This window comes from Palleniella intestinalis (assembly GCF_013166595.1).
Taxonomy (GTDB): Bacteria; Bacteroidota; Bacteroidia; order Bacteroidales; family Bacteroidaceae; genus Prevotella; species Prevotella intestinalis.
The window spans coordinates 490,297-514,905 of sequence record NZ_JABKKG010000002.1; the positions used below are offsets into that span (position 1 = coordinate 490,297).

Annotated in this window: 15 protein-coding genes; 6 read left to right on the forward strand and 9 right to left on the reverse strand. The window is 44.5% G+C overall.

Features of this window, described 5'->3' with window-relative positions; translation table 11 throughout:
- Window positions 1-15: 15 nt before the first annotated feature.
- Window positions 16-5,382: a leucine-rich repeat protein gene (locus HPS57_RS04545; protein ID WP_172180570.1), complete on the reverse strand. Its 5,367-nt coding sequence runs from the start codon at window positions 5,380-5,382 to the stop codon at window positions 16-18.
- Window positions 5,383-6,025: 643 nt separating this feature from the next.
- Between HPS57_RS04545 and HPS57_RS04550 the strand changes: the two genes are divergently transcribed.
- The gene (locus HPS57_RS04550; protein WP_172180572.1) at window positions 6,026-7,165 is read left to right on the forward strand and encodes a sensor histidine kinase; all 1,140 of its coding nucleotides are present in this window, start codon (window positions 6,026-6,028) and stop codon (window positions 7,163-7,165) included.
- 122 nt (window positions 7,166-7,287) lie between these two features.
- Window positions 7,288-9,471, forward strand: a complete 2,184-nt coding sequence (locus HPS57_RS04555) for a DUF5703 domain-containing protein (protein ID WP_253946455.1) — start codon at window positions 7,288-7,290, stop codon at window positions 9,469-9,471.
- Window positions 9,472-9,646: 175 nt separating this feature from the next.
- Here the strand turns inward: HPS57_RS04555 and HPS57_RS04560 are convergent, their stop codons facing one another.
- Window positions 9,647-10,849 carry an MFS transporter gene (locus HPS57_RS04560; protein ID WP_172180574.1) on the reverse strand — a complete coding sequence of 401 codons (1,203 nt, stop codon included), beginning with the start codon at window positions 10,847-10,849 and terminating at the stop codon, window positions 9,647-9,649.
- 205 nt (window positions 10,850-11,054) lie between these two features.
- Here HPS57_RS04560 and HPS57_RS04565 point away from each other — a divergent pair, with 205 nt between their 5' ends.
- Both HPS57_RS04565 and fdxA read left to right on the forward strand, forming a co-directional pair.
- Entirely contained in the window at window positions 11,055-11,759 is a 705-nt protein-coding gene (locus HPS57_RS04565) for a DUF554 domain-containing protein (protein ID WP_172180576.1), read from the forward strand.
- Between the two features lie 207 nt (window positions 11,760-11,966).
- Complete coding sequence (gene fdxA / locus HPS57_RS04570; protein ID WP_135938583.1) at window positions 11,967-12,134, forward strand: 4Fe-4S ferredoxin; 168 nt, start codon at window positions 11,967-11,969, stop codon at window positions 12,132-12,134.
- Between the two features lie 171 nt (window positions 12,135-12,305).
- Here fdxA and HPS57_RS04575 read toward each other — a convergent pair whose 3' ends face one another.
- The 5 genes from HPS57_RS04575 to holA all read right to left on the reverse strand — a co-directional run bounded on the left by HPS57_RS04575 (window position 12,306) and on the right by holA (window position 18,709).
- Entirely contained in the window at window positions 12,306-12,788 is a 483-nt protein-coding gene (locus tag HPS57_RS04575) for a hypothetical protein (protein ID WP_253946456.1), read from the reverse strand.
- Window positions 12,754-13,437, reverse strand: coding sequence for a hypothetical protein (locus HPS57_RS04580; protein ID WP_172180581.1), 684 nt, complete (start codon window positions 13,435-13,437; stop codon window positions 12,754-12,756). The genes HPS57_RS04575 and HPS57_RS04580 overlap by 35 nt, the downstream gene beginning before the upstream one ends.
- A gap of 1,391 nt (window positions 13,438-14,828) precedes the next feature.
- Entirely contained in the window at window positions 14,829-15,857 is a 1,029-nt protein-coding gene (locus HPS57_RS04585; RefSeq protein ID WP_172180583.1) for an endonuclease/exonuclease/phosphatase family protein, read from the reverse strand.
- A gap of 77 nt (window positions 15,858-15,934) precedes the next feature.
- Window positions 15,935-16,420: a helix-turn-helix domain-containing protein gene (locus HPS57_RS04590; protein ID WP_172180586.1), complete on the reverse strand. Its 486-nt coding sequence runs from the start codon at window positions 16,418-16,420 to the stop codon at window positions 15,935-15,937.
- Window positions 16,421-17,677: 1,257 nt separating this feature from the next.
- Window positions 17,678-18,709, reverse strand: coding sequence for a DNA polymerase III subunit delta (holA, locus tag HPS57_RS04595; RefSeq protein WP_172180588.1), 1,032 nt, complete (start codon window positions 18,707-18,709; stop codon window positions 17,678-17,680).
- A gap of 158 nt (window positions 18,710-18,867) precedes the next feature.
- On the opposite strand from holA, the gene HPS57_RS04600 reads away from it, so the two are divergent.
- Window positions 18,868-19,317 (forward strand): type I restriction enzyme HsdR N-terminal domain-containing protein, encoded by a 450-nt coding sequence (locus tag HPS57_RS04600; RefSeq protein WP_172180590.1) that lies wholly within the window; start codon window positions 18,868-18,870, stop codon window positions 19,315-19,317.
- Window positions 19,318-19,772: 455 nt separating this feature from the next.
- Here the strand turns inward: HPS57_RS04600 and HPS57_RS04605 are convergent, their stop codons facing one another.
- The gene (locus tag HPS57_RS04605; RefSeq protein WP_172180592.1) at window positions 19,773-20,798 is read right to left on the reverse strand and encodes a porin; all 1,026 of its coding nucleotides are present in this window, start codon (window positions 20,796-20,798) and stop codon (window positions 19,773-19,775) included.
- 191 nt (window positions 20,799-20,989) lie between these two features.
- Here HPS57_RS04605 and HPS57_RS04610 point away from each other — a divergent pair, with 191 nt between their 5' ends.
- Window positions 20,990-23,023 carry a DUF3843 family protein gene (locus HPS57_RS04610; protein WP_172180594.1) on the forward strand — a complete coding sequence of 678 codons (2,034 nt, stop codon included), beginning with the start codon at window positions 20,990-20,992 and terminating at the stop codon, window positions 23,021-23,023.
- A 141-nt stretch (window positions 23,024-23,164) separates the two neighbouring features.
- Here HPS57_RS04610 and HPS57_RS04615 read toward each other — a convergent pair whose 3' ends face one another.
- On the reverse strand, window positions 23,165-24,601 hold the full coding sequence (locus tag HPS57_RS04615) for a PCMD domain-containing protein (protein ID WP_172180596.1): 1,437 nt from the start codon (window positions 24,599-24,601) through the stop codon (window positions 23,165-23,167).
- Between the last annotated feature and the right edge of the window lie 8 nt (window positions 24,602-24,609).

Below are 24,609 nucleotides of genomic sequence, written 5' to 3' on the forward strand. Positions count from 1 at the left end.
GATGCTTGTTTTCAGTTATTTTACTATATATTTCTTTCCGTTTGCCACATAGATGCCTTTTGGCAGGTTGTCCATGCGTGTTCCCACAAATCTGCCGTCCAAACTGTAGACACCGCTCTTGGCATTCTCCTGCGGAACAGTGGTGTAGTCTGTGATTCCTGTCGTGCCACCATGGTCTTCCGCAAAGTCCATTGCAAGGATAGTCTTCTTGCTATTGCCATTGATGTCCTCGAAAGCATCATTATCGCAATGGAAATCAACATAGACATTGGTCATGTCGTTAGAGCCTCTGCTCAGATTCATGTACTGTGCACTGGACTTTCCACCAATGATGCTGGTCAATGCGTTCCACTTGTTCCCCTCTGTCGTGGTTCTGTAGAGCAGATGCTTCGGATTGCTCTTTGTCTTGGATATGAAGAAACTGAACATCGGCATCTCCTTATACTGCAAGGCTACGCTTTCCACACCATGGTCTTTGTCTATCGCCTTGAAGCCGTAGGTGCCAATGAAATGGTAGTGGTAAAGACCATCTCCGTCTTTAGCATACACCTCTTTCTCATTATTGGAATTGTCGACATCTATAGCATAGACAACATGGTCTATGTATGGGACACTGACCTTCGCACCTGTTTCTTCATTAACGACTATGGAGTGACCGCCACCGAGCTCGTCCGAACTTTGTGCCGGGATGAAATGCACATCGTCATTAACCTTGCCAACAGGTATGTAAGGTTTTATGATGTATGGGTAGCCTCCCTTAACAATGATAGGGTCTGCCTCAAATCCCTTATCTGTCGCGCGTTTCGCCGCTACGTATTTCCATGGCTTACTGCCTGCTGTCATGTAGCGGTCGCCATTGGCATCAGTCAGGATATTTTCAGCACTTATCTCAACATCCTTGCCGTCATCCTCTGTAATGAGGTTGTCGCTGAACACGAATGTTATCAGTCCTCCTTCTTTAGAATAATTGCGGTGTCTCTTCACCTCAACGAGAGTACGCACATCAGGATAGATGTCCTTATCCGCTGTCACATCATTGCCATTGACCTTGTATGTTTCACCTTCAGGCACACCGAAATATTCCAGCAACTGGCTTCGTGTCATGTTGTAAGGGAAGCAGATAGTGTACCAGTCTTGCTCCTTGAACTTGCTGTAATCAGGTGTGATTTCACCCTCGCTTGCATTACGGTAATAGTTGTTGGCAAGGACAAACTCATGCCAGCCGGCATATTCAAGGTTGTAGGTGTTGTCATCTGTTAATTGCAGCAATATACTTTCCTGATATTCACCATACAAGCCGCCATTCTCATTCCTTTCTTTCCATGCATCCCAATTGCATCCGCGTTGTTCACCGTCAACTGTAACTGTGCATTTCGCTTGATTATATGAGCGTCCGAACTCAGAGTGTGTAGGCCATACAAACAGCTCACCTTTACCGTTCAATGCGCCAGTTTCATCGATTAGAGTGTATTTGCGTGTGACGTCAGTATAGTTTTTCTCCTCTTCCGTTCCTGCTATAACACGCGGATAATGGAGCATGCCGATGATAGTCTTCTCACCGTTTTTGTAGTTGGAACGCTGGGATGGATGGGCATTGTTGAATCCATTATTTCCATAAGTCATACCTTCATCGAAAGCTCCTGCCTCACATTTCGGTGCTTTCTCTGCAAGGACATATATATCATATATATTATGTATTCCCCAGAAAGCAGTGCTGCGTATTTGCTTGAGGTTGGATGAGAACACTATTGTCCCTTTTCCTCTGTCTGTCTCAAAGTCAGGTTCATCCTCTTCTGTCAGCGTTGTCGTTATATGCGTTAGTCCTGACATTTGGCGGAAAGCATTTTCACCGATTATCTCATAGTTGGCAGGAATACACAGTGTCTCTACCTGCTCAAACTGGTTCATACAATTGTCAGGAATGATTGTCATCAATGGTGATGTCGGGAGCTTGAAACTTGTACACTGGCTGTACATGGCTGCAGCACTGAACCTCATGTCGTTCTGCACAGGGAATACAGCATTTGAGAAATCGCATTCTGTCAGATTGTCAGAATTAAGCGCAAAGAAACTTGGAATCAAATCTGCCTCTCCACCATCAACATAATGTCCTTGTGCATCATAGTTTTTACATGGTTTGGTTATGTCATGGAAATTCAGGTTGCCAGTCATTGTTAATTTATGCACTCGGATTTTCGTTAAATTCGTATCTTCCGGTTTGCCGAACATTATTGCCACATGCGCCACAGCACCACCAGCCGGTGCGTAGGATTGTAAGGCAAGAGAATTATCTTTATCATCAAATGCTCCTACAGCAAGGAGGCTTGGACAGTTTTGCTTGAATGCAGCCAAATCCTCCGGGATTTTTGTTCCTATTGGCAGTGCAAGATATTTGATAGTTCCATTATTAATCAATAACATGTTTTTGTCAGGATGGTCTTCAACCATATCAAGACGGAAGTCGTTAGGATTTTTTCCCTCGTCTGCTTCATTTTTATACTTGACGATTCTTATATCCGTCATGTCACAATAAATGTTTTTATTGTTCACCATAAGATGCTCAACATCGTGCATATTGAAAAGTCCGCGATAGCGTATGTGCTCATGCTCACGCATTTCTACACTGCGATAGCCTACCATTTTATTCAATGTGCCAGGCACACGCTGGTAGCAGACTGCGATATCCTTTTTAAAACCTGTATCAGGAGTTTGCTCTGTCTTTATACGTGCTATAGCTCCAAATGTAGTACCTGTATAGTTATCTATATTGAATTGGAACTCCTTCGGAAGCTCCGGAAGCTTCACATACATAACAGTTCCTTCTGTCACACCTTTGAGAATTGCATCATCGTTATTGCTGAAAGTCATTTCCGACAAATCCACACTGATACAGCGTTTTGTACCTTTCAGTGCCTCGATGATATTGTTGTCCACAGCGACACCACCTGTAAGCACAGCCACTTTTGTATCCACCGTTGCAAAGCGTGCGATGTCGAATGTTTTGGTATTTACGATTCTTACTGTCAGCGTGATTCCATTATCGCCTTCTCCTGAAGAGAGACTATAGATGTTGCCAATGTCATTACCATGGTTGCCTCCGCTTAATCGACTAAATACCTCGTCAACATTCATCCCTGGAGGCAATACGAATCCTGTCGGTTTCTCGCCGTTATTACCTCCTTGAATATACGTTTCAAGCTGTCCGAAATCATCCACGGAAAGTCCAGTGGAATTATAAAGATGCCAGATTCTTGCCGAACTCAATGGAGCATTATAGCTGACAAGGGCTGCAACATCATCGACATTTATCGGTCCCACAAATGCTACGCTGAGTCTGATACCATCTTTAGGAGCATTGATACCAGTAGGCAGGATTTCAGCTATTTCATTTACATTCTCTGCAATATAACCACCTGCAGTGCTGACAATCCATATCTTCTCTAATCCGCCACCTACGGCATATTTCAAATTGCCGTATTTCGCGAAATTAGGTCTAATTTTTGTACCTGTTGGTAATATCAGGAATTGCCATTCTACAGACCCGTCTGCAATATCATCACCAAGGCGCACATAATCAGGTAGTGTCGCATCGGTGAAATCCATAGTTACTATATGTTTCAGTTCTGTTGCAAGATAATCAAACTCTTCCTGTGTAATAGTATGTTCCTTTACAACCAATGTTTTGATATAGGAGATGTCCTTGCCACCAAGTTCAGTGGCTATGAGTGATTCAAGGTTTCCTTCGCCTTTTACTTCTATCAGACCTTCGAGTTTTTTTATAGAACAACCTTTGTTTTTAAGTTCCTTTTCTATGGCAATGTTGTCTCTGACAAGACATACCGTCCAACCTGCTCCAAGACCTTCTATGCCACTAAGCTCCGGTATATCAGCTATTGAGGTAATTTTGTCTGATGCATACAGATGTATAGTCTTGTCACCGTCTTTCTCACCTGAATAAACATATTTGAGCTTGGGGTAGTTTCCGAAATCATAACGCAAACATGTCCCTGCCGGCAATGTCAAAGTTTCCCAGTTGACAACATCACTGACATCATCAAATACGACATCACTAGAAAAGACAGCCTCTGTAAGATTTACGTTTAGCACATCTTTCAAAGTTGCAAGATAGTCAAACTCATCCTGTGTAACAGTATGGTTCTTGACAACCAGAGTTTTAATATAGGAAATGTCCTTGTCACCAAGCTCAGTGGTTATGAGTGATTCAAGGTTTCCTTCGCCTTTTACCTCTATGAAACCTTCGAGGCTTTTTACGGAACAACCTTTAGTTTTAAGTTCATTTTCTATGGCAATGTTGTCTCTGACAAGACATACCATCCAACCTGCTCCAAGACCTTCTATGCCACTAAGCTCCGGTATATCAGCTATTGAGGTAATTTTGTCTGATGCATACAGATGTATAGTCTTGTCACCGTCTTTCTCACCTGAATAAACATATTTGAGCTTGGGGTAGTTTCCGAAATCATAACGCAAACATGTCCCTGCCGGCAATGTCAAAGTTTCCCAGTTGACAACATCACTGACAACGTAAAATCTGACATCACCAGAAAAGACAGCCTCCGTAAGATTTACGTTTAGCACATCTTTCAAAGTTGCAAGATAGTCAAACTCATCCTGTGTAATAGTATAGTTTTTGATTACCAGAGTTTTGATAGAGGAAATATCCTTTCCTTCTGGCAGTTGTGCCAGTATGAGGTTTTCAACAGATTCTTTAGTACCTGTGCCGTCAACCTCTACAATGCCTACATAACAGCCTAACTCCACAAGTTCCTTTCTCACAACAGCAGCGTTGTCACCGGTAACATATACAGTCCAGCCTTTTCCCAATTTCTCAATGGTTGCAAACTCCGGAATTTCTTCTATGGATGTTATTTGGCTTGACACATAAAGGTGTATGGTTTTATCGCCCTCATTCTCATCTGAATAAGCATACTTCAGTTTGGCGCTGTTCTTCAGCACATTTTCGTCAGGCAGTACAAAACCAGGAGCAAGCAACAAGGTAGCAAACCTGTTTGGCAGGATTGTGATTTCTCCTATGAATTTACTCTCTGTAAGATCGAGTTTGTTTGGATTCATATTCCATTCTTGCATGGCATCTCCAATCTTTGACAGTCCTTTTTGATTAAGCCCTGTACCTTTGATTATTATGTGCATTTCATTCCACGAACTAAATGCAGCATTGAATGAAATGTCTCCCCCAGGACCTTTACAATCAGTATTCTCCAATCCCGGATCATCATTTATTGTCACCGTGACTGTCTTGTAATCCTCACTCACTTCCACCAATGATTTTCCGGAATCAACGGCGGCATTTCCAATAAGCGTTGCAAACAGCAACGCCAACGCAAGTAATAGTCTTTTCATTTTTTGTTGGTATAATAAATTGTGCTACGCAATATGATTTTTCGTTTATAGTGTGATTTTTTGTAAGCGTAGATAGTAAGTTCTCTCGTTTCTGTCTATGTTATCAAAGAATAATGCAAACTGAGCGTAAAGATAATGCAAGCCAAATGATATATGAAACTTGTTTCAAATCAGTGAGGTTCAGTTTATTATTAGGCTATGAAAATATCACCCTCAATTGCAGAGATGTCACTTGTTTATTGCAAAGGTATATATAAATAATGGCATAAATTTTTCGGGGGGGTAATTTAACATCATTTATCCATTACAGAGTGTGGATTAACGATTATTCGCTTTATTTTGTTAAAAACAGTGTACTTTATTTGTTCTTCCAACATCCATGCTTGCAATGCAAAACGAAAGACGTGATGTGCAAAAGCTACATACCAACCATGCTGCAACAAAAGGTGACGGATGCTCGGCAGTGTTCCTGCATTGAGCGATTGACTCTTTAGAGCGGTTGACTTTTATACGATTTGCAATTTTGTTTGGTTGTTTTCTTGCATTATTGGGAACTAAGTGTTAACTTTGCAGAAGTTAAGCCGCACCTCAGCAATAAGAGCAGGCTCTTGCTGCGTCCGGCTTGCATTAACTTTACGGAATAATGGTGTTGTTCAATCAGATACGTCAGGTTAAGATAGTGCTTGTCACTATGGCGGTGCTCATTGCAGGAGCGTCGCTGGTGGTCTCGCATTTCCTTGTCCGCGACCTCGCCATGGAGGAACAGAAGAAGATGGAGGTGTGGGCGGAGGCGATGCGCTCATTGAACAATGCCGACGAGGAGACCGACCTTAACCTTGTCCTGCAGGTCATTGACGGGAACAACACGATTCCGGTCATTGTGGTGGACGCCAAAGGTGAGGTGCAGACCTCGAGGAACACGGACTGTGACGACTCGGCAAGCCTGAGTGCTCTTGCCAAGCGTTGGAAGCAGGCGGACCAGGTGATACGCATCGACCTTGACAGTGGCGACTATTTGGAAGTTTGCTATGACGACTCGGTGATGATAAAGCGTCTTTCCACCTACCCTTATGTGCAGCTCGGCGTTGTGCTGCTGTTTGTGGTGATAGCCATTTTTGCCCTTCTGACCTCAAAAAAGGCAGAGCAGAACAAGGTGTGGGTGGGGCTTTCAAAGGAGACTGCCCACCAGCTTGGCACTCCGATTTCGTCGCTTATGGCGTGGGTGGAGATACTGAAGGAGTCGTATCCTGACGACACACTGATACCGGAGATGGACAAGGACGTGAAGCGTCTGCAACTCATCGCGGACAGATTCTCAAAGATAGGTTCATTGCCTGAGCCTGTGGACTCATCGCTGAAGGAGGTCATGGAGCATGTCATCTCGTACATGGAGCGCAGGACATCGCGCAAGGTGGTCATGGTGAGGGACTTTCCGGAGGAGGACATTGTGGTGAAGTTGAACCAATCGCTCTTTGAATGGGTGATTGAGAACCTCTGCAAGAATGCTGTTGACGCCATGGAAGGCAGTGGAACGATAACCATCCGCATAGAACAGGCTGGGCAAAAGGCTATCATCGAGGTGTCGGACACGGGCAAGGGAATAAGGAAGAAGGACATCAGGGATGTGTTCCGCCCCGGTTTCACGACAAAGAAGCGTGGCTGGGGACTCGGGCTTTCGCTTGCCAAGCGCATTGTCGAGGAGTACCACAATGGGCAGATTTATGTGAAGCATTCCGAGGTTGGCATCGGCACTACGTTCAGGATAGAACTGAAAATGGCGTGATTGATTCGCTGGGAATTGGGTCAGTACTGACAATTTGGTCAATACTTACAGTACTGACAATACAGACAAACCTGACAACACGGAAAATAAAAGAACTTAACCAAAACAATAACTAACTGAAAATGAAAAGAATCTTTAATTTGTTTTTTCTTGCATTTTGTGCCGTAGCCTGTTTTGCGGACTATGTGCCGCAACCCTACACATGGACGACACAGAGCAAAAACTCCTCAGAGTCGATGCCGTGTGGCGGTGGTGACATAGGCATGAATGTGTGGGTGGAGAACGGCGATGTGCTTGTCTATATGTCGCGCAGCGGCTTTTTTGACGAGAACAACACGTTGCTGAAAGCCGGCAGACTGCGTCTTCGTATGGACAATGCCAAGGACATCTTTGCAAACGGTTTCTCACAGTCGCTTGTGCTTGACGAAGGTGCTATATATATAAAAGGTAGAGGTGTGACCATCCGCCTGTGGGCGGACACCGGTTCGCCTGTAATCTTTGCCGACATAAAGTCTGCAAAACCGGTGAAGGCGACCTTGAGCTACGAGTCGTGGCGTCACCATGACCGCCTTGTGCCGAAAGATGCGTCGCAGCAGTTCTCCTACAAATGGCTGACGAAGGGCGAGCATGCCACTTTCGCCGACTCCATACGCCCTCAGCAGCATGCCATAACCTTCGAGCATCGCAACAGAAAGGAGACGGTCTACGACTTCACTGTCGCTTATGAGCAGCTTGAAGCGGTGAAAAGTGAGATACCCGACCCTATCGGCGACCTGTCGTTCGGTGGCAGGATGACTTGTCCGGACTTCACTTTCGCCGGAACATCAGAGGGCGTTTATGCTTCTACGGACTACCGTGCATGGAACTTTGTGTCAAAGCCTTTCAGGCAGACGACGGTAGCTGTCGAGCTGCTGTACAACAAAGGAGCTTTGAACTATCCTAAACGATTCCTCGGAAAGCATGCTTCCCCTGCACAGGCTGCCAAGGAAAGCAGGAAGAAGTCTGCCGCTTGGTGGCACAACTACTGGCAGCGGTCGTACATAACGAGTACGAATGCCGAGGCGGCGCACATACTCCGCAACTACGAGCTGTTCAGGTACATGCTGGGATGCAACGCCTATGGCGAGTGGCCGTCAAAGTTCAATGGCGGATTGTTCACCTTTGACCCTGTCCATGTCGACAAGAACCGCACGTTCACTCCTGACTACCGCTGTTGGGGCGGTGGCACAATGACGGCACAGAATCAGCGTCTGGTCTATTGGCCTATGCTGAAATCTGGCGATACGGACATGATGAGGTCGCAGTTTGACACATATCTCCGCATGCTTGACGGCGCAATGGTGCGCACACGCCACTATTGGGGGCACGGAGGAGCATGCTTCGAGGAGCAGATAGAGAATTTCGGTTTGCCGAACCCTGCCGAATATGGCAAGCACAAGGAGGGTCAGGACCCGGGATGGATGAAGAACAAGTGGCTGGAATACCAGTATGACACTGTCCTGGAGTTCTGCCAAATGATTCTTTTGGCTAAGGAATATGCCGGCATGGACATCGAAAAATACCGTCCGCTGATAACCGAAAGCATCCGTTTCTTTGATGAGCATTACCGTTATCTTGCCAAGAAGCGTGGCGCAACGGAGCTCACGGAGGACGGCAAGCTGGTGCTCTACCCTTCTTCCGGTTGCGAGACATACAAGATGGCGTACAACCCAAGCAGTGTGGTGGCAGCATTGAAGGCTGTCGTCGAGACTATCAACGAGCGCCATGGCGGTCTTGCAGCGTTCGGACTTGACACAGCAATCACCAACCGCATACCTGAGATTCCTGTTCGTTATATCGACGGAAAGCGTTGCATAGCACCTGCGGAGGCGTGGATGCGCATCAACAATGTGGAGACGCCTCAGCTTTATCCTGTGTTCCCATGGCGTGTGTACGGTTTGGGCAGGAAGGATTTGGATGTTGCTGTGAACACATACCTGTATGATGATTATGCCTTGAAGATGCGTTCCGCCAGAGGTTGGAAGCAGGATAATATCTGGGCGGCGTGTCTTGGGCAGAAAGAGGACGCCGTGCGCCTGCTGAAAGAGAAGTTTGCCGACGGCCCTTACCGTTTCCCGGCGTTCTGGGAACAAGGGTTCGACTGGGCTCCTGACCTCAACCGTGGTGGCAGTGCAATGATTGGATTGCAAGAGATGCTGCTGCAGGAGAAGCCTGACGGCACGGTTATGGAATTGCCTTGCTGGCCTGAGGAGTGGGATGTGCACTTCCGATTGCATGCCACCGGCGGCAGGATTATTGAAAGGTAAGGGAGTCGATGGTCGTGGTTTTGATTAATCATGGTTTCTCATGATGCATCATGTCTCATCATGTTTTATCATGATTTATCATGGTTTATCATGGTTCATCATGATTAACACCATCACAAATACGCTTCAGGGCTGACATTCTCGTTTGGAATGTCAGCCCTGAAGCGTTGGATTACTATCCTTTCCGCTTGCGCTCTATGTCAGGCAGCAGCCCTGCGACCACTCCCAACAACGGCAGCAATGTGCTCACTTGGAAAATGAACTCCACGCTTGTCCTGTCGGCAAGCCAACCGAAGAATGCAGAACCAATGCCACCCAGACCGAAGTTAAGCCCGAAGAACAGTCCTGCCATCATACCAATCTTGTCTGGTTTCAGTTCGGTGGCGTAGACAAGTATTGCGGAAAAGGCGGACGAGATGACAAGACCGATGATTATGGCAAGCACAACCGTCGCCGTGAATCCCACATAAGGCAGGGCAAGAGTGAAAGGAGCAGCGCCAAGGATAGAGCCCCATATCACATATTTCCGCCCATACCTGTCGCCTATGCTGCCACCGACAAGTGTGCCGATTGCCACGGATGCAAGGAAAGCGAACAGGCACAGTTGGGATGTCTGTATGCTCACACCGAACTTATCGATGAGGAAAAACGTGAAATAGCTTGTCATACTCGCCATGTAGAAATACTTCGAGAAGGTCAGGACGCACAGTATCAGCAGCGTCATGTGCACCCTGCGGCGTGACAATGCCTGCACAGCGGGATTGGGGACAACGGCTTTCGCCTTTATCCTGTGAAGCTGTCGCTTGTACCAACTGCCAACAGGGAACAAGGTAGAACCCGCGACAAGGGCGGCAATGGCAAACCAAACTATCGACCTTTGTCCCAAAGGAAGGATGATGATTGCAGCAAGCAACGGACCTATGGCACTGCCGCCGTTGCCTCCCACCTGGAAGATTGACTGCGCAAGGCCTCGCCTCTGACCGCCCGCCATCTGCGCTATGCGCGACGATTCAGGATGGAATATTGACGAACCCATGCCGATTACCGCCACTGCAAGCACGATTGTGCCGAAACTTTCGGCAAAGGACAGCAGGACAATGCCCGTGAACGTGAACATCATGCCCGTAGACAGCGAATAGGGATGAGGGTGCTTGTCGGAATAAAGCCCCACAAGTGGCTGCAGGAGCGACGAGGTCATCTGAAACACGAGTGTCATCAGACCAATCTGACCGAACGTAAGACCGTACTTGTCCTTCAGCATCGGATATATCGACGGCACGATGGACTGCATCATATCGTTCAGGAAATGGGCGAAACTTATGGCGAACAAGACCGGAAACACCGTCTGTCCGACATCTTTTACATGGATTTTCTTCATTCTGTTGTGACTGTTATACCAAAAACGCCTGCAAAGCTACAAAAAACATTCTATTCCACCAAACATTCCAAACAAAAAAGCTAAAAAGCCCTAAACCTTTGGACAACTGCACTTAAAAAGGGATTTTTCACGCTTTATATGCCATTTTACCTATTTTTTTAGTAACTTTGCACCTTGATAAAAATAAATAACACGCACTTAAACAATGATTGGAACAATAATGAATGTCGCCTGCATAATCGTAGGCTCTGTCATAGGATGCATACTGAAAAAAGGCATCGGGGAAAAATATCAGGAAGCACTGTTCACGGCACTCGGACTATGTGCCATACTGCTGGGAACAAACGCATTCGTGCATAATCTGCCGAAGAGCGAATATCCGGTGCTGTTCATCGCCGCCATGGCAATAGGCAGCATCATCGGTGTGGCTACAAGGATTGAACGCCTGAAAGAAATCGGTAAGAAAAAGGGTGCGGAAGAAGGCAAAGGCAACCGCCCTTCCCTCGCCGACGGACTGACCACCGGCTGCCTGCTCTACTGCATCGGCACATTCTCCATGCTCGGACCTGTCATGGAAGCACTGCAAGAGGATCACACCTACTTGTTTACAAACGCCACTCTCGACCTTGTTGCAAGTGCCGTCCTCGCCGCCACTTACGGCATAGGCATGATGTGGGCAGCACCGGTATTGTTCCTATGGCAGGGCATGTTCTACTGCATAGCAAAGATGTCGGCATCGGCAATATCACCCGAACTGATGGCAGAACTCAGCATCGTCGGCGGAATACTCATCGCGGCCTCAGGCATAGACCTCCTGAAGCTGCGCAACTGCCACACTCTGCAGATGCTTCCGGCATTGCTTGTGCCACCACTGTTTTTCCTCGCAAAACATCTCATCTCATCGCTTTGACCACGACTCATGCCTCACAACATGACGGAAAGGCTGCGGATTATAGCCTGTGGAAGCGAGGAAAACTGTTAAATCTAATTAAAAAAGGAAAGATTCACATCCCCATTATTAGGTATTTCAATAATTCTCTGTAATTTTGCAGTACTGAAAAGTCAGTACTACGAATACAAATTAAATCATTCATAAACACTCAAATTTTATCAAATTATGGCATACGTAATTAGCAACGACTGCATCGCTTGCGGTACATGTATCAGCGAGTGCCCACAGGAAGCTATCTCTGAGGGCGATATCTATTCAATTGACCCTGAGAAGTGCGTGGACTGTGGTTCATGTGCTGATGTTTGTCCTAACGAGGCAATCAGCCAGGCTTAATCGCCACTATTCCAGAAAGGCTTAAAGGGCTGCGCCGTGACGGTGCAGCCCTTTTCTTGTATATAAAATAAGAATTTCATCCTTGCTCATTAGATTCGAAGTCTGATACAGCAATTAAATAATTGCATACAATGCAGAGATACCACAAATCAGATTAATTAGAGAAAGAGTTTAATAAACTCCCTCCTTTTCACGAATAATTCCTATATAGTCTCCTGTCCGTGATGATTTTTGAATAACAATTTGGTCAAAATTACGTTTACCAACCTGGACTTGTCCATTCTTGAATACATATAGATAAACACCTTTCAATGTTTTCTTATATATTGTAGCTCCATTGGAATCAACAGCCTTTACTTTCACTCTGTATTGGTCATAAATAAAATAATCGGGTGTTATTGATTTCAAAGAAATAGTAACATCATCATAAAATTTCCCTTCAACATCAAGAATTGACATTTTGCGAACCACCTCCATATCCATTAACGGCTTGGCTGTTTCCGCCTCATCCTGAGCTAATGCCGTTGAAGACGCACACAGCATAAGCAATAATAACAGACAATTCCTAACGTTATTTATATTGTTCTGTATAACAAATTTTATTCCCATACTATCTTCATTATAAATCTTCACCGTTTGCCATGTTATATTCATTATCATAGAACATGGATATATAATACTCATTTATATACTTACTAATCATAAACCAGACTGATCTTTTATAACTGCCTTTTAGCAAATAAAATATAGTACCTGCCAAGAACTCTTTTTGAATCTCTTCTGTTGGCGAAGCCAATTCTTCTGCAGAATATTTCTCTAACATTTTTGTTTGTACCCATTTCTGTGCCGCAAGCGTGTCTGCTGATGTCGGCAATTGGCAATATGCAGCTTGGTATCGTTTGCTATTCACCGCCATCTCATAAGAAATATCTTCCGAATCTGACAATTTCCAATCATCTTCTGATGAAGCCGACATATATTTCTTGTTATTCTCAAACTGCTCACAAAGGTTGTTAAACCTTATCTTAATGTCACCTTCGCCTCTTGTATTCTTATCACAAACCATAATGCGCCACACCTTATCATTATTCGTTGCAATATGGACATTGACTTCGCTTCCATTGAAAGTTCCAACCAACACATCCCTTTGCGTCGGGTCACTCCTGAATCCTTTTGCTTTCAATTTCTGTACCATGGCAGCCTTTGTGCCGTCAACTGGAATGCCGAGGAATTTCGTTACATCCTTCTGTGCATACAATGCTACTGAAAAAGTCAGCAGCAGAACTGATAATATCTTTTTCATTTTCTTGTTTTTAAATACAAGAAAGGCGTGCAACCATCCATGACTTGTCTTCATTTAGGTTACCGCCAAGTGACCTTACATCCTACAAGCACAGAAGGGTCCACGCCTTAGAGACGTGAACCTTCAGTCTGCTTGTCCTCGGATGTGGAATATTGGCGGTATTCAAATGAAGGAGAACAAGAGCTAAAAGCTCAATCCAATATGTACAAGTACGGACAGGAACGCTTCTCTTGTATGGTTAATAATAATCAATATTGATAAACATCCTTATATGGTTACATATTCATGATGTCATCCGAAAGCGTAAATTTCCTGTCTTCTTTTAATTCATAAGCATTTGTTTTTAATTACTGACATTAAAGAGTATGTGCGACAAGGCACTTATCGGACGAAATTACATCTGTCCGAATCTGACTGCAAAAATAAGGATTTTTTAGGATAATAGCAAGAAAAACGTAATATTTATTTGTCTTTCCAATGAAAAACAGCTATGTATATCCTTTTATAGCCACCACACAAGGTTAAAATAATAATGATAACCTCTTTGGGAAAGCAGAATATGACTAATGAAAAAAGCATCAATGTTTCTGCATGAGTTTTCAAATGCTCTATTTATCATAACGGGAAAAATATGGCTTTCCATGGCAAAAAAGCATGCTTGACAATGCCAAACGTGACCTTCCGGCATGCGAAAGGTTACGGATTACCTTGCGAAAGGTAACCTTTTGCAAGGTAAAGCAATACGAAAGACACCGCAATTCGTTACCTTTTACAGCGTTTTTGGTAACGAATTGCAGTGTCTTTTTGCTTGAATCTACTTGCAAAGAAAACTAACAGACTGATTTATAAGATATTAGAAAAATAGCAAAATTTTGCGATTTTCCGAACTTTCCGGCAATAATTTTTCTACAAACGATTCTCAGAGAGCAAAAACAGTGTGAGTTTTCTAATTCCACACCCATACTTGTGGTTTGCCAAAAGGCGGAAACACCATTCAGAAATATTGCTGTCCGGCAAAACTCCACAAGTTGTTGTGAAATCACATTTTCATAGAAATGTTTCGCATAATGATGTGGCGGAGCCACAATCCTTACGGTAACCTCCTGCTTCAGCAGTGGGGATTTGAGATAATCTCCATTGGTTATGTGTGGCAGCGCCACACTCCTTTCTGTCTCAATTCCTTACACCCACAATAAAAGGGTGTGGTTCCACCACACAATGCAGAGAGCATTTTTGTTGTCCCAACTGCTGAAGCAGTGGGTTACCATGAAGGCTGTGGCTCCGCCACACTTTACAGCGAAAGCCTGTTGCTGTATGCGAATATAGGGGCTTGTCACAACTGAAACAGATGAATGATAATGTGTTGTATATGTTTACCGGACAGCAATAATTCAGAAAGCAAAGTCGGCAATCAGCGGAAGATGGTCGCTGAAACCGTTGCGCGATACCGGCCCGAGGAAGAAACGGCGAGGCTTCACACCGCCATATTTCTTGTCGGGCTCCAGTAAATCGGGGTGGGAACCTATCCGTGAGGCACAGAAACAGGGCTGTAAGGCCGCGGAAACGAGGATGTGGTCAAGGCTTCCCCACTCACCTTTATAACGGTATGTGCCACCGATTTCGCGCGTTCCTGCCCCTGCTGTGACATCAACCAAACCGTGGTCTGCGAGGTAAGCAAGGCTTGCTGAGGACGCATAATCATTGAAATCGCCCATAACGATGATGCGAGGACGGGACTCCAAAGCACGTATGGAGTCAACATTGTGCATCAGACGGCGTGCCACCGTCATGCGAAACTCCCTTGTCGCCGTCTCCCCTCCACGCCTGCTCGGTGCATGGAGCACGAAGACATGCAGCGGAAAGATGCCGTCCGGGAACTCCATGAGCATCGAATCGGAAGAGCAAAGTGCCGCGCCACGGACATAAAGCATGTCGCGTGTGGGGCGCATCCCTGCTATCGTATCGACACGGATGCTGTAACTCGTGTCGACACGGAAAGCCGACGGCTGGTACATCAGTGCCACATCGATGCCACGGAGGTCAGGAGAGTCGGTCATCACGTACTCATATCCTGCCCCACGAAGCAATGACCTGCGGGTCAATCCGTGCATCACACTGTCGTTTTCCACCTCGCAAAGTCCGACAATGGCAGGTAGGACAAATTTGCTATCGTCAGTACTTGAGAGAGTGATGCCGCGTGCCACGGCATTCAACTTCCGCCAGTACTTGCTGCGAGTCCATTTGTACGTTCCTTCAGGCAAATAGTCCGTGTCGTTTTTCAGACTGTCATGGCATGTATCAAAGAGGTTTTCCACGTTATACTCCAGCACTCTGAAGCGAGTTCCCTTCCCTTTTTCTTGGGCTGACAGGTCACTTACCACAGTGGAGAACAGCAGTATAAATATGAAATTATTTGACATATAGCGACTATGTAAAGACAACATCCCAAGGCAATATATCGGCACTCGCACAGGAAATATCCTCATACGCAAAGGTATCATTTCTTTGGTACGAACGACTCCCATGTCTGGTCATCATAGAATACACGTATCTCCGTTATGCGACGTGTCACTTTGTCAATATTTTTCGCATCAACAGCTAATGACGAAGCACCTTGATGCTGCTGCCGGGAGGTGTGCTGCGAAGCATTCGCTCCTGCCGAAGAGCGTGCCGTCTGCTGGCTGCCCCCAAAGTCCAATGTCTTTGAGTCTGTTCCTGCCAAAGGGTCATCGCCAAAAAGACTCCCCGGTTCCTTGACCGCATCAGTGCTTCCCGGCTGGAACATCTCGCCTTCGCCCCACATCAGCCAGTCAGTGTTCAGGTTAGGCATTTTGCTTCTTATTGCCTCCACTATGTTAAGGGTGGGGCGGGTACGCTCCTGAAGTATACTGCTGAGTGAGGCAGGAGAGACTCCTATGAAATTTGCAAAACTCTGCTGATTCATTTGCTGAGATTCCATCAGCTGTCGGATTCTATCTTTCATATATGATATAAATGTGTTTACTTACAATTCGAAAGTCCGCAAATAGTGGCTTGCAGCCTGCCGGCCGGCGGAATACAGATTGTTAAATCCATAGCCGGCAGTCCTCCGATGTACCAAGACCACATGCCAACATGTGGCTGATACGGAGATTAATGCCGTTTTTTAAGACTTTACAAAGTTATACATAAAAATTGAGATGTACAACATTTTTAAATGTTATTATACTATTTGTATATTTTAGGTTTGTATATTCAGATTTAAAACATCACGATTAGGTATTTATAGTTTTGTAATTTATATTTGTAAATATGAATTTTCGCCGATAATATCGTATTTTAGAGTAAAAACAACGTATCTTATTATCTTTCTGAGTTTTTAGTGATTATAACACAGTAGTTTACGTATATTATGAATAATAAAGGTAGTTTATTTTTATTTTTGCCGACTTTTACTATTTAATTTTGTATATTTCGCATGCAAATTATTGGGTTTTAGGTTATTAGTGTATATTTATACTAATGCATATTCATACATTTATATTTCTAAATCTTTTGATTTGCAAATTCATGCGATTTAATTTAGCTTTCTAAATTATTTGGGTTTTATTTGAATTTGTATATTAATTTGTATTTGTATATCAAAATTCACATATCTGATTTATATCTTCCATATCTCTGCATGCTAACAAACCTTAACGCTAAATTACCGGTTCGCACATTCCATCCATTTCGTGCAAATTTTGCAATTTCAGAGTCCCCATACGCTTTTATTGGATATAAGCCACGAATTATGCACCATAAAATGCCTACAACCCCGATAAACAAAGGGCTGAAGGCACATTTTGCTCCTCCACAAACACACCTGTTTTTCTATGGATTTATACCAAAACATCCATAAAATCACCCTCCGTACATGGTTATATAGAGCTTTGGCACGGTAAAACAGCCATATTTGGGGCGTAATACACTGTGAAAAATCGTTAATCAGCCTACAACCCACAAAACAGCGGAAGAACACTGAGGAGCACACAAGACACATACACCATACAAAGAAAGGATTGCAAGCCTCCACAGGCTTACAATCCGCACAACGATATAACACTACAAAAAGATAGGGCAAATAAGAAAACTCACTCCTTATTATATATATGGCAATGGGACTCAATACACCCCGAAATGAATTTATTTAAGTTTTCCCATTATGATAAATAGAGCACTTGGCAAAGTTGGAGAAAATTTGAAATTCTCCAACTACCTGTCAATGCAGAATAAAATAAATCATCTCCTGCATAAGCTCATGCTCCGATGCGCTACGGTTATCCAAGCCATTGCTCTTCGCTGCAATGGTACGGAGCTTCTGGATAATCTGCATTGTCTTCATCGCATTGTACCCCTTCATGGCGGCTATGTAGTCACGGGCAGCCCACCCTCCCCTGAGTCCCAACCAGGCGGCGAGTTCGTCCTGGTTCTGCCTGTTAGGGCAATAGAAAGCAAGCATGAGGTTCTGGAAGAAACCGAACAGTTGCGGCACTATGGAATGGAGATTTCCTGCTTTGGGATTATTGTCAAAATATTTCGCAATACGGTTAGCCTTGACAACATCCTTCTTCACAATGGCATCACGCAGCTCAAAGACATTGAAATCCTTGCTGATGCCGATCTGCTCTTCCACAACTTGCGGTGTGATACGCTGTCGGCCTTTCGGCAAAGTAAGAAAAATTTTGTCAAGCTCCGACACTACCCTGTTGAGGTCTGCTCCTATATGGTCGGCTATCATCATGCAGGCTTTCTCCTCTATGTCAGCCCCCTTCGTTTTCACGTAACCGGAGATGAATCCCGGAAGCTGGTAGTCGCGCAACTTCTTGCTCTCAAAGAAGACACCGTTACGCTCCGCCTCCCCTATCCAACCCTTTTGTGACTTAGGAGCTTCCTTCTTGTAACATATCACAAGTATGGTTGAAACAATAGGAGATTTTAGATATTTCTCCAACTGCTCTATGCCTTTCAGGAGTTGCGCTTCACGCACAATGATGACCTGATACTCGGACATCATCGGAGCTGCATGGGCTGCATCCATAATCTGCGACGGACTCGTGTCAAGTCCGTAAAGAGTGATCTGGTTGAAGTCACGCTCCTCCGGCTTTATGGCATTATCGGAAATGTAATCGGAAATTTTGTCGATGAAGTACGGTTCGTCACCCATCAGTAGATAGACCGGCGAGAACTTGCCGGCTTTCATATCTTTCATTATACTCTCGAATGTGACACCCGAGGAACGTTTTTCTGCCATTTTGTTTTGAATTTAAGAATAAATACATTAACTTTGTCTCGCAAATTCACTTCCAATCCGGCAAGAAGGTGAGTTAAAGACCTTCTCCCTGAAGCAGACTTTGCCTTGCAAATTTACAGTTATTCCAGCAAACATCAAAATAAATTCAGATATTTTAAATGGATTCTTTGTGCCTTCCGCAATACGAGATAAAAGTGAAAAAGGAGAACGGGAGAATGTCTGTTCTCGATGTCCTGAGAAGAAAATATGTCGTGATTACTCCCGAGGAGTGGGTCAGACAGCATTTCGTGCATTTCCTAATGGAGCATCTCGGCTATCCTCCTGCCCTGCTCCAAAATGAAGTGGAACTGAGATGCGGCGACAAAAAGCTGCGTTGCGACAGCATCCTCTATGGCACGGATGCCCGTCCGCGCATGATTATAGAGTACAAAGCGCCGCATATAGCCATCACGCAGAAAGTCTTTGACCAGATTTCCGCCTACAACCTGCTGCTGCATGTTGACTACCTGATTGTTTCAAACGGCAAAAAACATTATTGCTGCAAAATGGACTACGTGAACAACTCCTACCATTTCCTGCGCGAGATTCCGCCATACTGCCAATTGTAAGCGACAAGAAACAAGTTCATAGGTCCATTTTGTACTAAACAACAGCATACATTCCCCACCCTTTACGCAAGAGTCCTGCCTTAATACTGTGGTAAAGAGCAGCCGTTTCCTCATCACTTAACGGTGCAGGAACACACTAATCGCCTAAAAAAATAACGTCGTTTTAGTATAAATCAATTTTCAACAGTTACTTAGCAGCAGCAAGGTTTATGCAAAAGTGGTGATTTTTCTCGTTGAAATGTATGGCTGGCAAAGATATTTTATTGTATATACCCCCATTTATACCCCTATGGAATTTGGAATCCACATGTAAAATGTTGTACCTTTGCATCTGTAATCAAAAAAAACTTTGACCTCGATTACAGTACTCTTTGACATATTTACCATACCTTATTTTAACGTGAGTTCTACACAATTGTAATGATGTATGGAACATCACAAAACCTTGCCCCTACTCAGAAGCGGCACATCAGTTCCACCACAATCTTGTCGCGTTCCGACACGTTAGGTGTGGTGCTTTTATTGTAGAAATATTTTTCATAGTTCACTCTCAGGTCTGCAAATATCTTCTTTGTACCAAAATGAAGTGTTGTTCCGAATGTAAGGCGATGACGCTCCGCATCATTTGCTGTAAGCACACCATTCTCATCCTTTATGCCGTCGGAATGGTCGGACATGTAATCGTAGCGTGCAAGCACGGAGATGCCGTTCGCATATTTCCTTACAGGGAAGCGTCGGCTGGCAAAAGCGTCGATGGCATTCACACCGGGGAAAGCACCGCCGGAATAGTTCTTGCGGAGATATTCCGCCTCAATGTGCCAAAGGGACGTGTGGTAGAATGCACCGGCATTCCACATTATTATACTAATATCCTCAGGCCTTGTCTTCTGCACACCGGCGACAGCCGTAAACCGTTCAAGGAAACAGACAGTCGTTTTCACAGAAAAATTATAGCTCCTCGTCCAATAGTCCTTTTGGTCAGTCAGTCCCGAGCCATTGAATATTCCACCCTCCACGGTTACAGGAACAGTCTCTCCAAAACTGTGTGCTGCTGACACACCGACATCGCGGACATTGCCGACCTGCTTGGCAATGAACGAACGGTTGGCAAAATACTGCCGGTGGGGTGAGCGATGGGCGTCGATCGTGAACGGAACCCGCATCTGCCCCATTGCTATGCTTGTCATAAGACTCTTTGACGAGAACCGTGCGTAAGCGTCAAGCATTTTTATTTTGCCCTCATCAGAGAGGTCTATTTCCGCTTTATAGGAAATTTGCGGGACGATTTTCCCATTTACGCTCACTCTTGCATTCCTGACTTCCGAGCGTCCACGGTTTGTTTGCGGCGCATATTCGTATTTCGCGCGTATCGTGCCGTGGATTTCCGGCATATATGAAGGGCGGCTGTCCTGTGCATGGCAGACGGTGATTGTTCCTTGGGCGAAGAGCAGGAGTGGCAGGATGATTCTTGGAATATTCATGTTCCGGTATGCTTTTTTGTTTTCGCCTGCAAAGTTAACTGCAAGATGTTACAAAATGGTTACCATTGTGTTGAAATACTGTTTCGCAGGCAATATAGTATCAAAAAGAGGTTATTTTATTTGGATATGACATGGAATTCTTGTAACTTTGAGGAATATTTCATAAAGTCACTAATTACACAAACAATAAGATGGTTTATCAGCTGAAAATAAAACTGCTTAACGTAAGCAAGCCACCTGTATGGCGAAGAATACTCATTCCTACCGACTACACATTCGACCAGTTGCACTTGGCTATACAGGAGGCTATGGGCTGGGAGAACGCACATTTGTATCAGTTCACGGAAAAAATACATGACAATTCGTTCATAATTGGCATAGCCGAGGAAAGCGTTTTGCCGGAAATGAACGGAAACGTCATTGATGCGAGAGAGGCAAAAATCAAGGACTATCTCCACGAAAAGCGCAAAAAACTGAAGTACACTTACGATTTCAGCGACGACTGGCACCATGACATTGAGCTGGAAGCGACAAAAAACGAAAACCTGCTGTTCCCACTGTGCCTCGCCGGCAAAGGAGCATGCCCTCCCGAGGACTGTGGCGGGCCGTGGGGCTATGAAGTGCTGAAATCGGAACCGGCAGGAGGTGAAGACGGAGAAGAATGCAATTGGCTCATTGAGGACATGGACTTCGACCCAAAAATGTTTGACACAGAAGAAGCTAATGCAAGACTTGCTATGGCATTCCGCAAAACTGCAACCAAACCGACAGCGAAAGGTAAGGTACAAAATGGCAAGAGAAAGAAGGTAATTTTTCCGAAGGATTTCATAAATTTCCGTCCTGACGGCAAGCCTTATGCCACAGACTCAGAATATGCGGACATTGCGAATAAAGTTTACTACATTTTATCCGGCACAAACGATGACGGAAGAATTGTCACCGCTGAGGAGTGTTTTGAGCTGGCAATGATTCTCACATTGTATTATGAGGACAGCATCTCCGGGCTTGGATTATGGCAGGCTTTTGTCAACAAACATCGCGAGATGTATGGCAAATGGCTTCCATTCTATGACATTGACGAAGAGGGATATTATCCTGACGAAGTAAATCTTCCTGACATAAAATTCCTTTTATGGCTTTATTTGACATCCAATAGCGAACTGACCTTAATAAATCCGTTCTTGCCATGGATAGAAGAACAAGCTACGGAAATCTACGCTTTGTTTGAAAGCGAGTTTGAAAAGACTGCGATAAACGAGCAACTTGTAGAACAGTTCTACGAAATGGCCGGCAGCAATGATTTCTTTATCGTAAAGAAATTGCTGATGTGGCTATGCGAAAAGGCTTATCTGCTCTACTACTCCGGCGGCATAGAGGAGCATATCTATCAATTTGAGGAGGAGCTTGATGACAGATTGGAGCAAAATTACCCGGACTCATTCCTGCATTACATAACAATGTCTATATTCGCCGCAAGCACACCTATTGGCCCGTTGGCACTGAAACCGAAGGAGTGGCTCTGCGAAATGTGCAAAGTGACGGGAAACGACAAGAACCTCGAAACGCTCAGCAACATGGACTACCGTGACATTGCACTATATCGCATTGTCAGCGTCACGCCTGAAACCATCAAGGTCCTTTCACCGAAAGACGAAAAACTGGAGATAGAGATTGACAGTATCAACCAAATGGATCAAAAAAGCGTGAAGGACTGCACTTACCTAACCACGACTTTGGTGCATTTTAACGGTCTCTGGAATGTCAATGGATTATGCTCAATGACGCATAAAAACAATGACAGTGATGCAAAAGCACACTACGACGAGATTTGCCAAAGAGTTGCTGACAACAAGAAAATAACTGCCAGAAACAAAAAAACATGCGAAGACATGATACACAAGAATAATGGCAAACGCATCATTTTCAATAATAATCGTGTAACGATTGTTACAGAGGATAATTCTATCCGTGAAATGAAAAAATACCATGACACGTTGAAATCCCCGGACAATCCTTATTACAACGAGGAGGCGGCTAAAAAGGATGGCGTAAAACTGATTCTTAATCCAAATTCCATGCCGGCTGAGCAGCTACGAATGCTTATTGACGCAGGATGCTTTGCTGACGCAATGATACCTTTCCCCGGAGATGAGCCTCGCGGGACACGTCTCTTGCAAGAGAATATGCGATTCCTTGCCAGATGTCTCAGAAGAGAGGAAATCTAAAACACGTGGCTGCTAAGTGAATACAGAACATTTGCAATTTTCCTTTGCAAAACAAAACCACGAAACTGCAAAAAGGGCAGGAATTCCAAAAGCGGATTCCTGCCCTTCTGATGGTATTCTGTTGAAGAATAGTGTTTATTCTTACTTGATGACCTTCACTGTCTTGCCGTCAGCCTTGCGGATGATGTAGACATTGCCCGGCTGCATATCAGTTGCCTTGCGTCCGTCAAGAGTGTATATGGCTGCAGGCTGCTGTGCTGCACCGTTGCTGATGTTGTCGATGCTGGTTGAAGTCTTGCTACCAAACTCAACATCCACATTCATGAATCCAAGTGGCAAGAACAACTTTGCATAGAGTTTATCTTTTGTCATCTCTGCATCAAGACTAACAGGCACACCACCATTATCCTTGAACAGTTCCATAAGATTTTTTGCCATCCATTCAACATTTTCATCATCACCGTCAACCACTTCGGCAACAGTATTGTCAGCCTTAAGACTGATGCCATTCTCAGTCTCTGCACCCTCAAGGTTCTTTATATGAATTGTGCCAACTGACATAGAACCTGCCTCACCCATGTCCAAAGTGAAATTCTTCAAAGTGAATGTATATTTTCCATCATTCTGCTTTGTTACAATAACTTGGGCATTCTCACTCTCGATAACATTTGATGAGCCGTCAACAACGGATTTCAGTGTGATTTTAAGATTGTCTGTATATGTAGTTGAAGACTCAGCTGCTTCACAAACAAGTTCCACCTTGTCTACGTACATTGTGCTGCCTACCGCACCAATGAATGATGCACCTTCGACGCTTGAAGTGAACACAACAGTAAGGCTGTAGCCACCGGCCTTCAGGATTTCCTCGTCAATGACATTTTCCTTATAATCGAACGAAACGTCAAACTTTGTCCATTCTGCTACGTCTGTGATTTCACCGGCATCAGCTATGGCAACAATGTTCTCATTTGTAAGCACATCAGCACCATTAAGGACAACATCCTTGCCTTCCGCATCCTTGTTCTTGTAGAGTACAGAATAAATCTGTCCTTTATCAACTTTTCCTTCAAGAACTTGATTTTTTTTATCAGTAACCTTCTCACCAGCCTGATACTTGTAATAGCCAGAGAATCTCAAAGGCTTTTTGTCGAATACCTTGCCAAACTGTGTTGCTGCCATAGGATCCATAATATTTTCTGAATCGAAAGATCCGACAAACAAATTTCCGGCAGCTATCGGCATTCCCATTCCTACACCCATTCCGCCTGTTGACTTTGTCTCCAATTTCACACAAGCACCATCGAAACCTTCTTCAACCATTGATGTTGGGAATGCAGCCGGAGACTTGTCACCTCCACCAAGCATCACAGAAAGAACGAAAGCACTATTGCCTGACGCCCATATAGGATTTTCTGTAGCATCAGAATTCAGTTCATACCAAGAATAAAATTTGGGATTTGTAGGTAGCCCATTTGTCTCAAGCTTGTAGTTCTCGAAATCATACTTTACCGTAACGGTATTGTCAGCCATTGCTGTCAATCCCATTGCAGCAAATAGAAAAGTAAATAGTTTTTTCATAATTTTCT

What these genes read in the sequence shown, in the direction of transcription:
- HPS57_RS04545 (WP_172180570.1), bottom strand. Translation starts at nt 5,382, where the DNA reads ATGAAAAGACTATTACTTGCGTTGGCGTTGCTGTTTGCAACGCTTATT.
- HPS57_RS04550 (WP_172180572.1), top strand. Translation starts at nt 6,026, where the DNA reads ATGGTGTTGTTCAATCAGATACGTCAGGTTAAGATAGTGCTTGTCACT.
- HPS57_RS04555 (WP_253946455.1), top strand. Translation starts at nt 7,288, where the DNA reads ATGAAAAGAATCTTTAATTTGTTTTTTCTTGCATTTTGTGCCGTAGCC.
- HPS57_RS04560 (WP_172180574.1), bottom strand. Translation starts at nt 10,849, where the DNA reads ATGAAGAAAATCCATGTAAAAGATGTCGGACAGACGGTGTTTCCGGTC.
- HPS57_RS04565 (WP_172180576.1), top strand. Translation starts at nt 11,055, where the DNA reads ATGATTGGAACAATAATGAATGTCGCCTGCATAATCGTAGGCTCTGTC.
- fdxA (WP_135938583.1), top strand. Translation starts at nt 11,967, where the DNA reads ATGGCATACGTAATTAGCAACGACTGCATCGCTTGCGGTACATGTATC.
- HPS57_RS04575 (WP_253946456.1), bottom strand. Translation starts at nt 12,788, where the DNA reads ATGAATATAACATGGCAAACGGTGAAGATTTATAATGAAGATAGTATG.
- HPS57_RS04580 (WP_172180581.1), bottom strand. Translation starts at nt 13,437, where the DNA reads ATGAAAAAGATATTATCAGTTCTGCTGCTGACTTTTTCAGTAGCATTG.
- HPS57_RS04585 (WP_172180583.1), bottom strand. Translation starts at nt 15,857, where the DNA reads ATGTCAAATAATTTCATATTTATACTGCTGTTCTCCACTGTGGTAAGT.
- HPS57_RS04590 (WP_172180586.1), bottom strand. Translation starts at nt 16,420, where the DNA reads ATGAAAGATAGAATCCGACAGCTGATGGAATCTCAGCAAATGAATCAG.
- holA (WP_172180588.1), bottom strand. Translation starts at nt 18,709, where the DNA reads ATGGCAGAAAAACGTTCCTCGGGTGTCACATTCGAGAGTATAATGAAA.
- HPS57_RS04600 (WP_172180590.1), top strand. Translation starts at nt 18,868, where the DNA reads ATGGATTCTTTGTGCCTTCCGCAATACGAGATAAAAGTGAAAAAGGAG.
- HPS57_RS04605 (WP_172180592.1), bottom strand. Translation starts at nt 20,798, where the DNA reads ATGAATATTCCAAGAATCATCCTGCCACTCCTGCTCTTCGCCCAAGGA.
- HPS57_RS04610 (WP_172180594.1), top strand. Translation starts at nt 20,990, where the DNA reads ATGGTTTATCAGCTGAAAATAAAACTGCTTAACGTAAGCAAGCCACCT.
- HPS57_RS04615 (WP_172180596.1), bottom strand. Translation starts at nt 24,601, where the DNA reads ATGAAAAAACTATTTACTTTTCTATTTGCTGCAATGGGATTGACAGCA.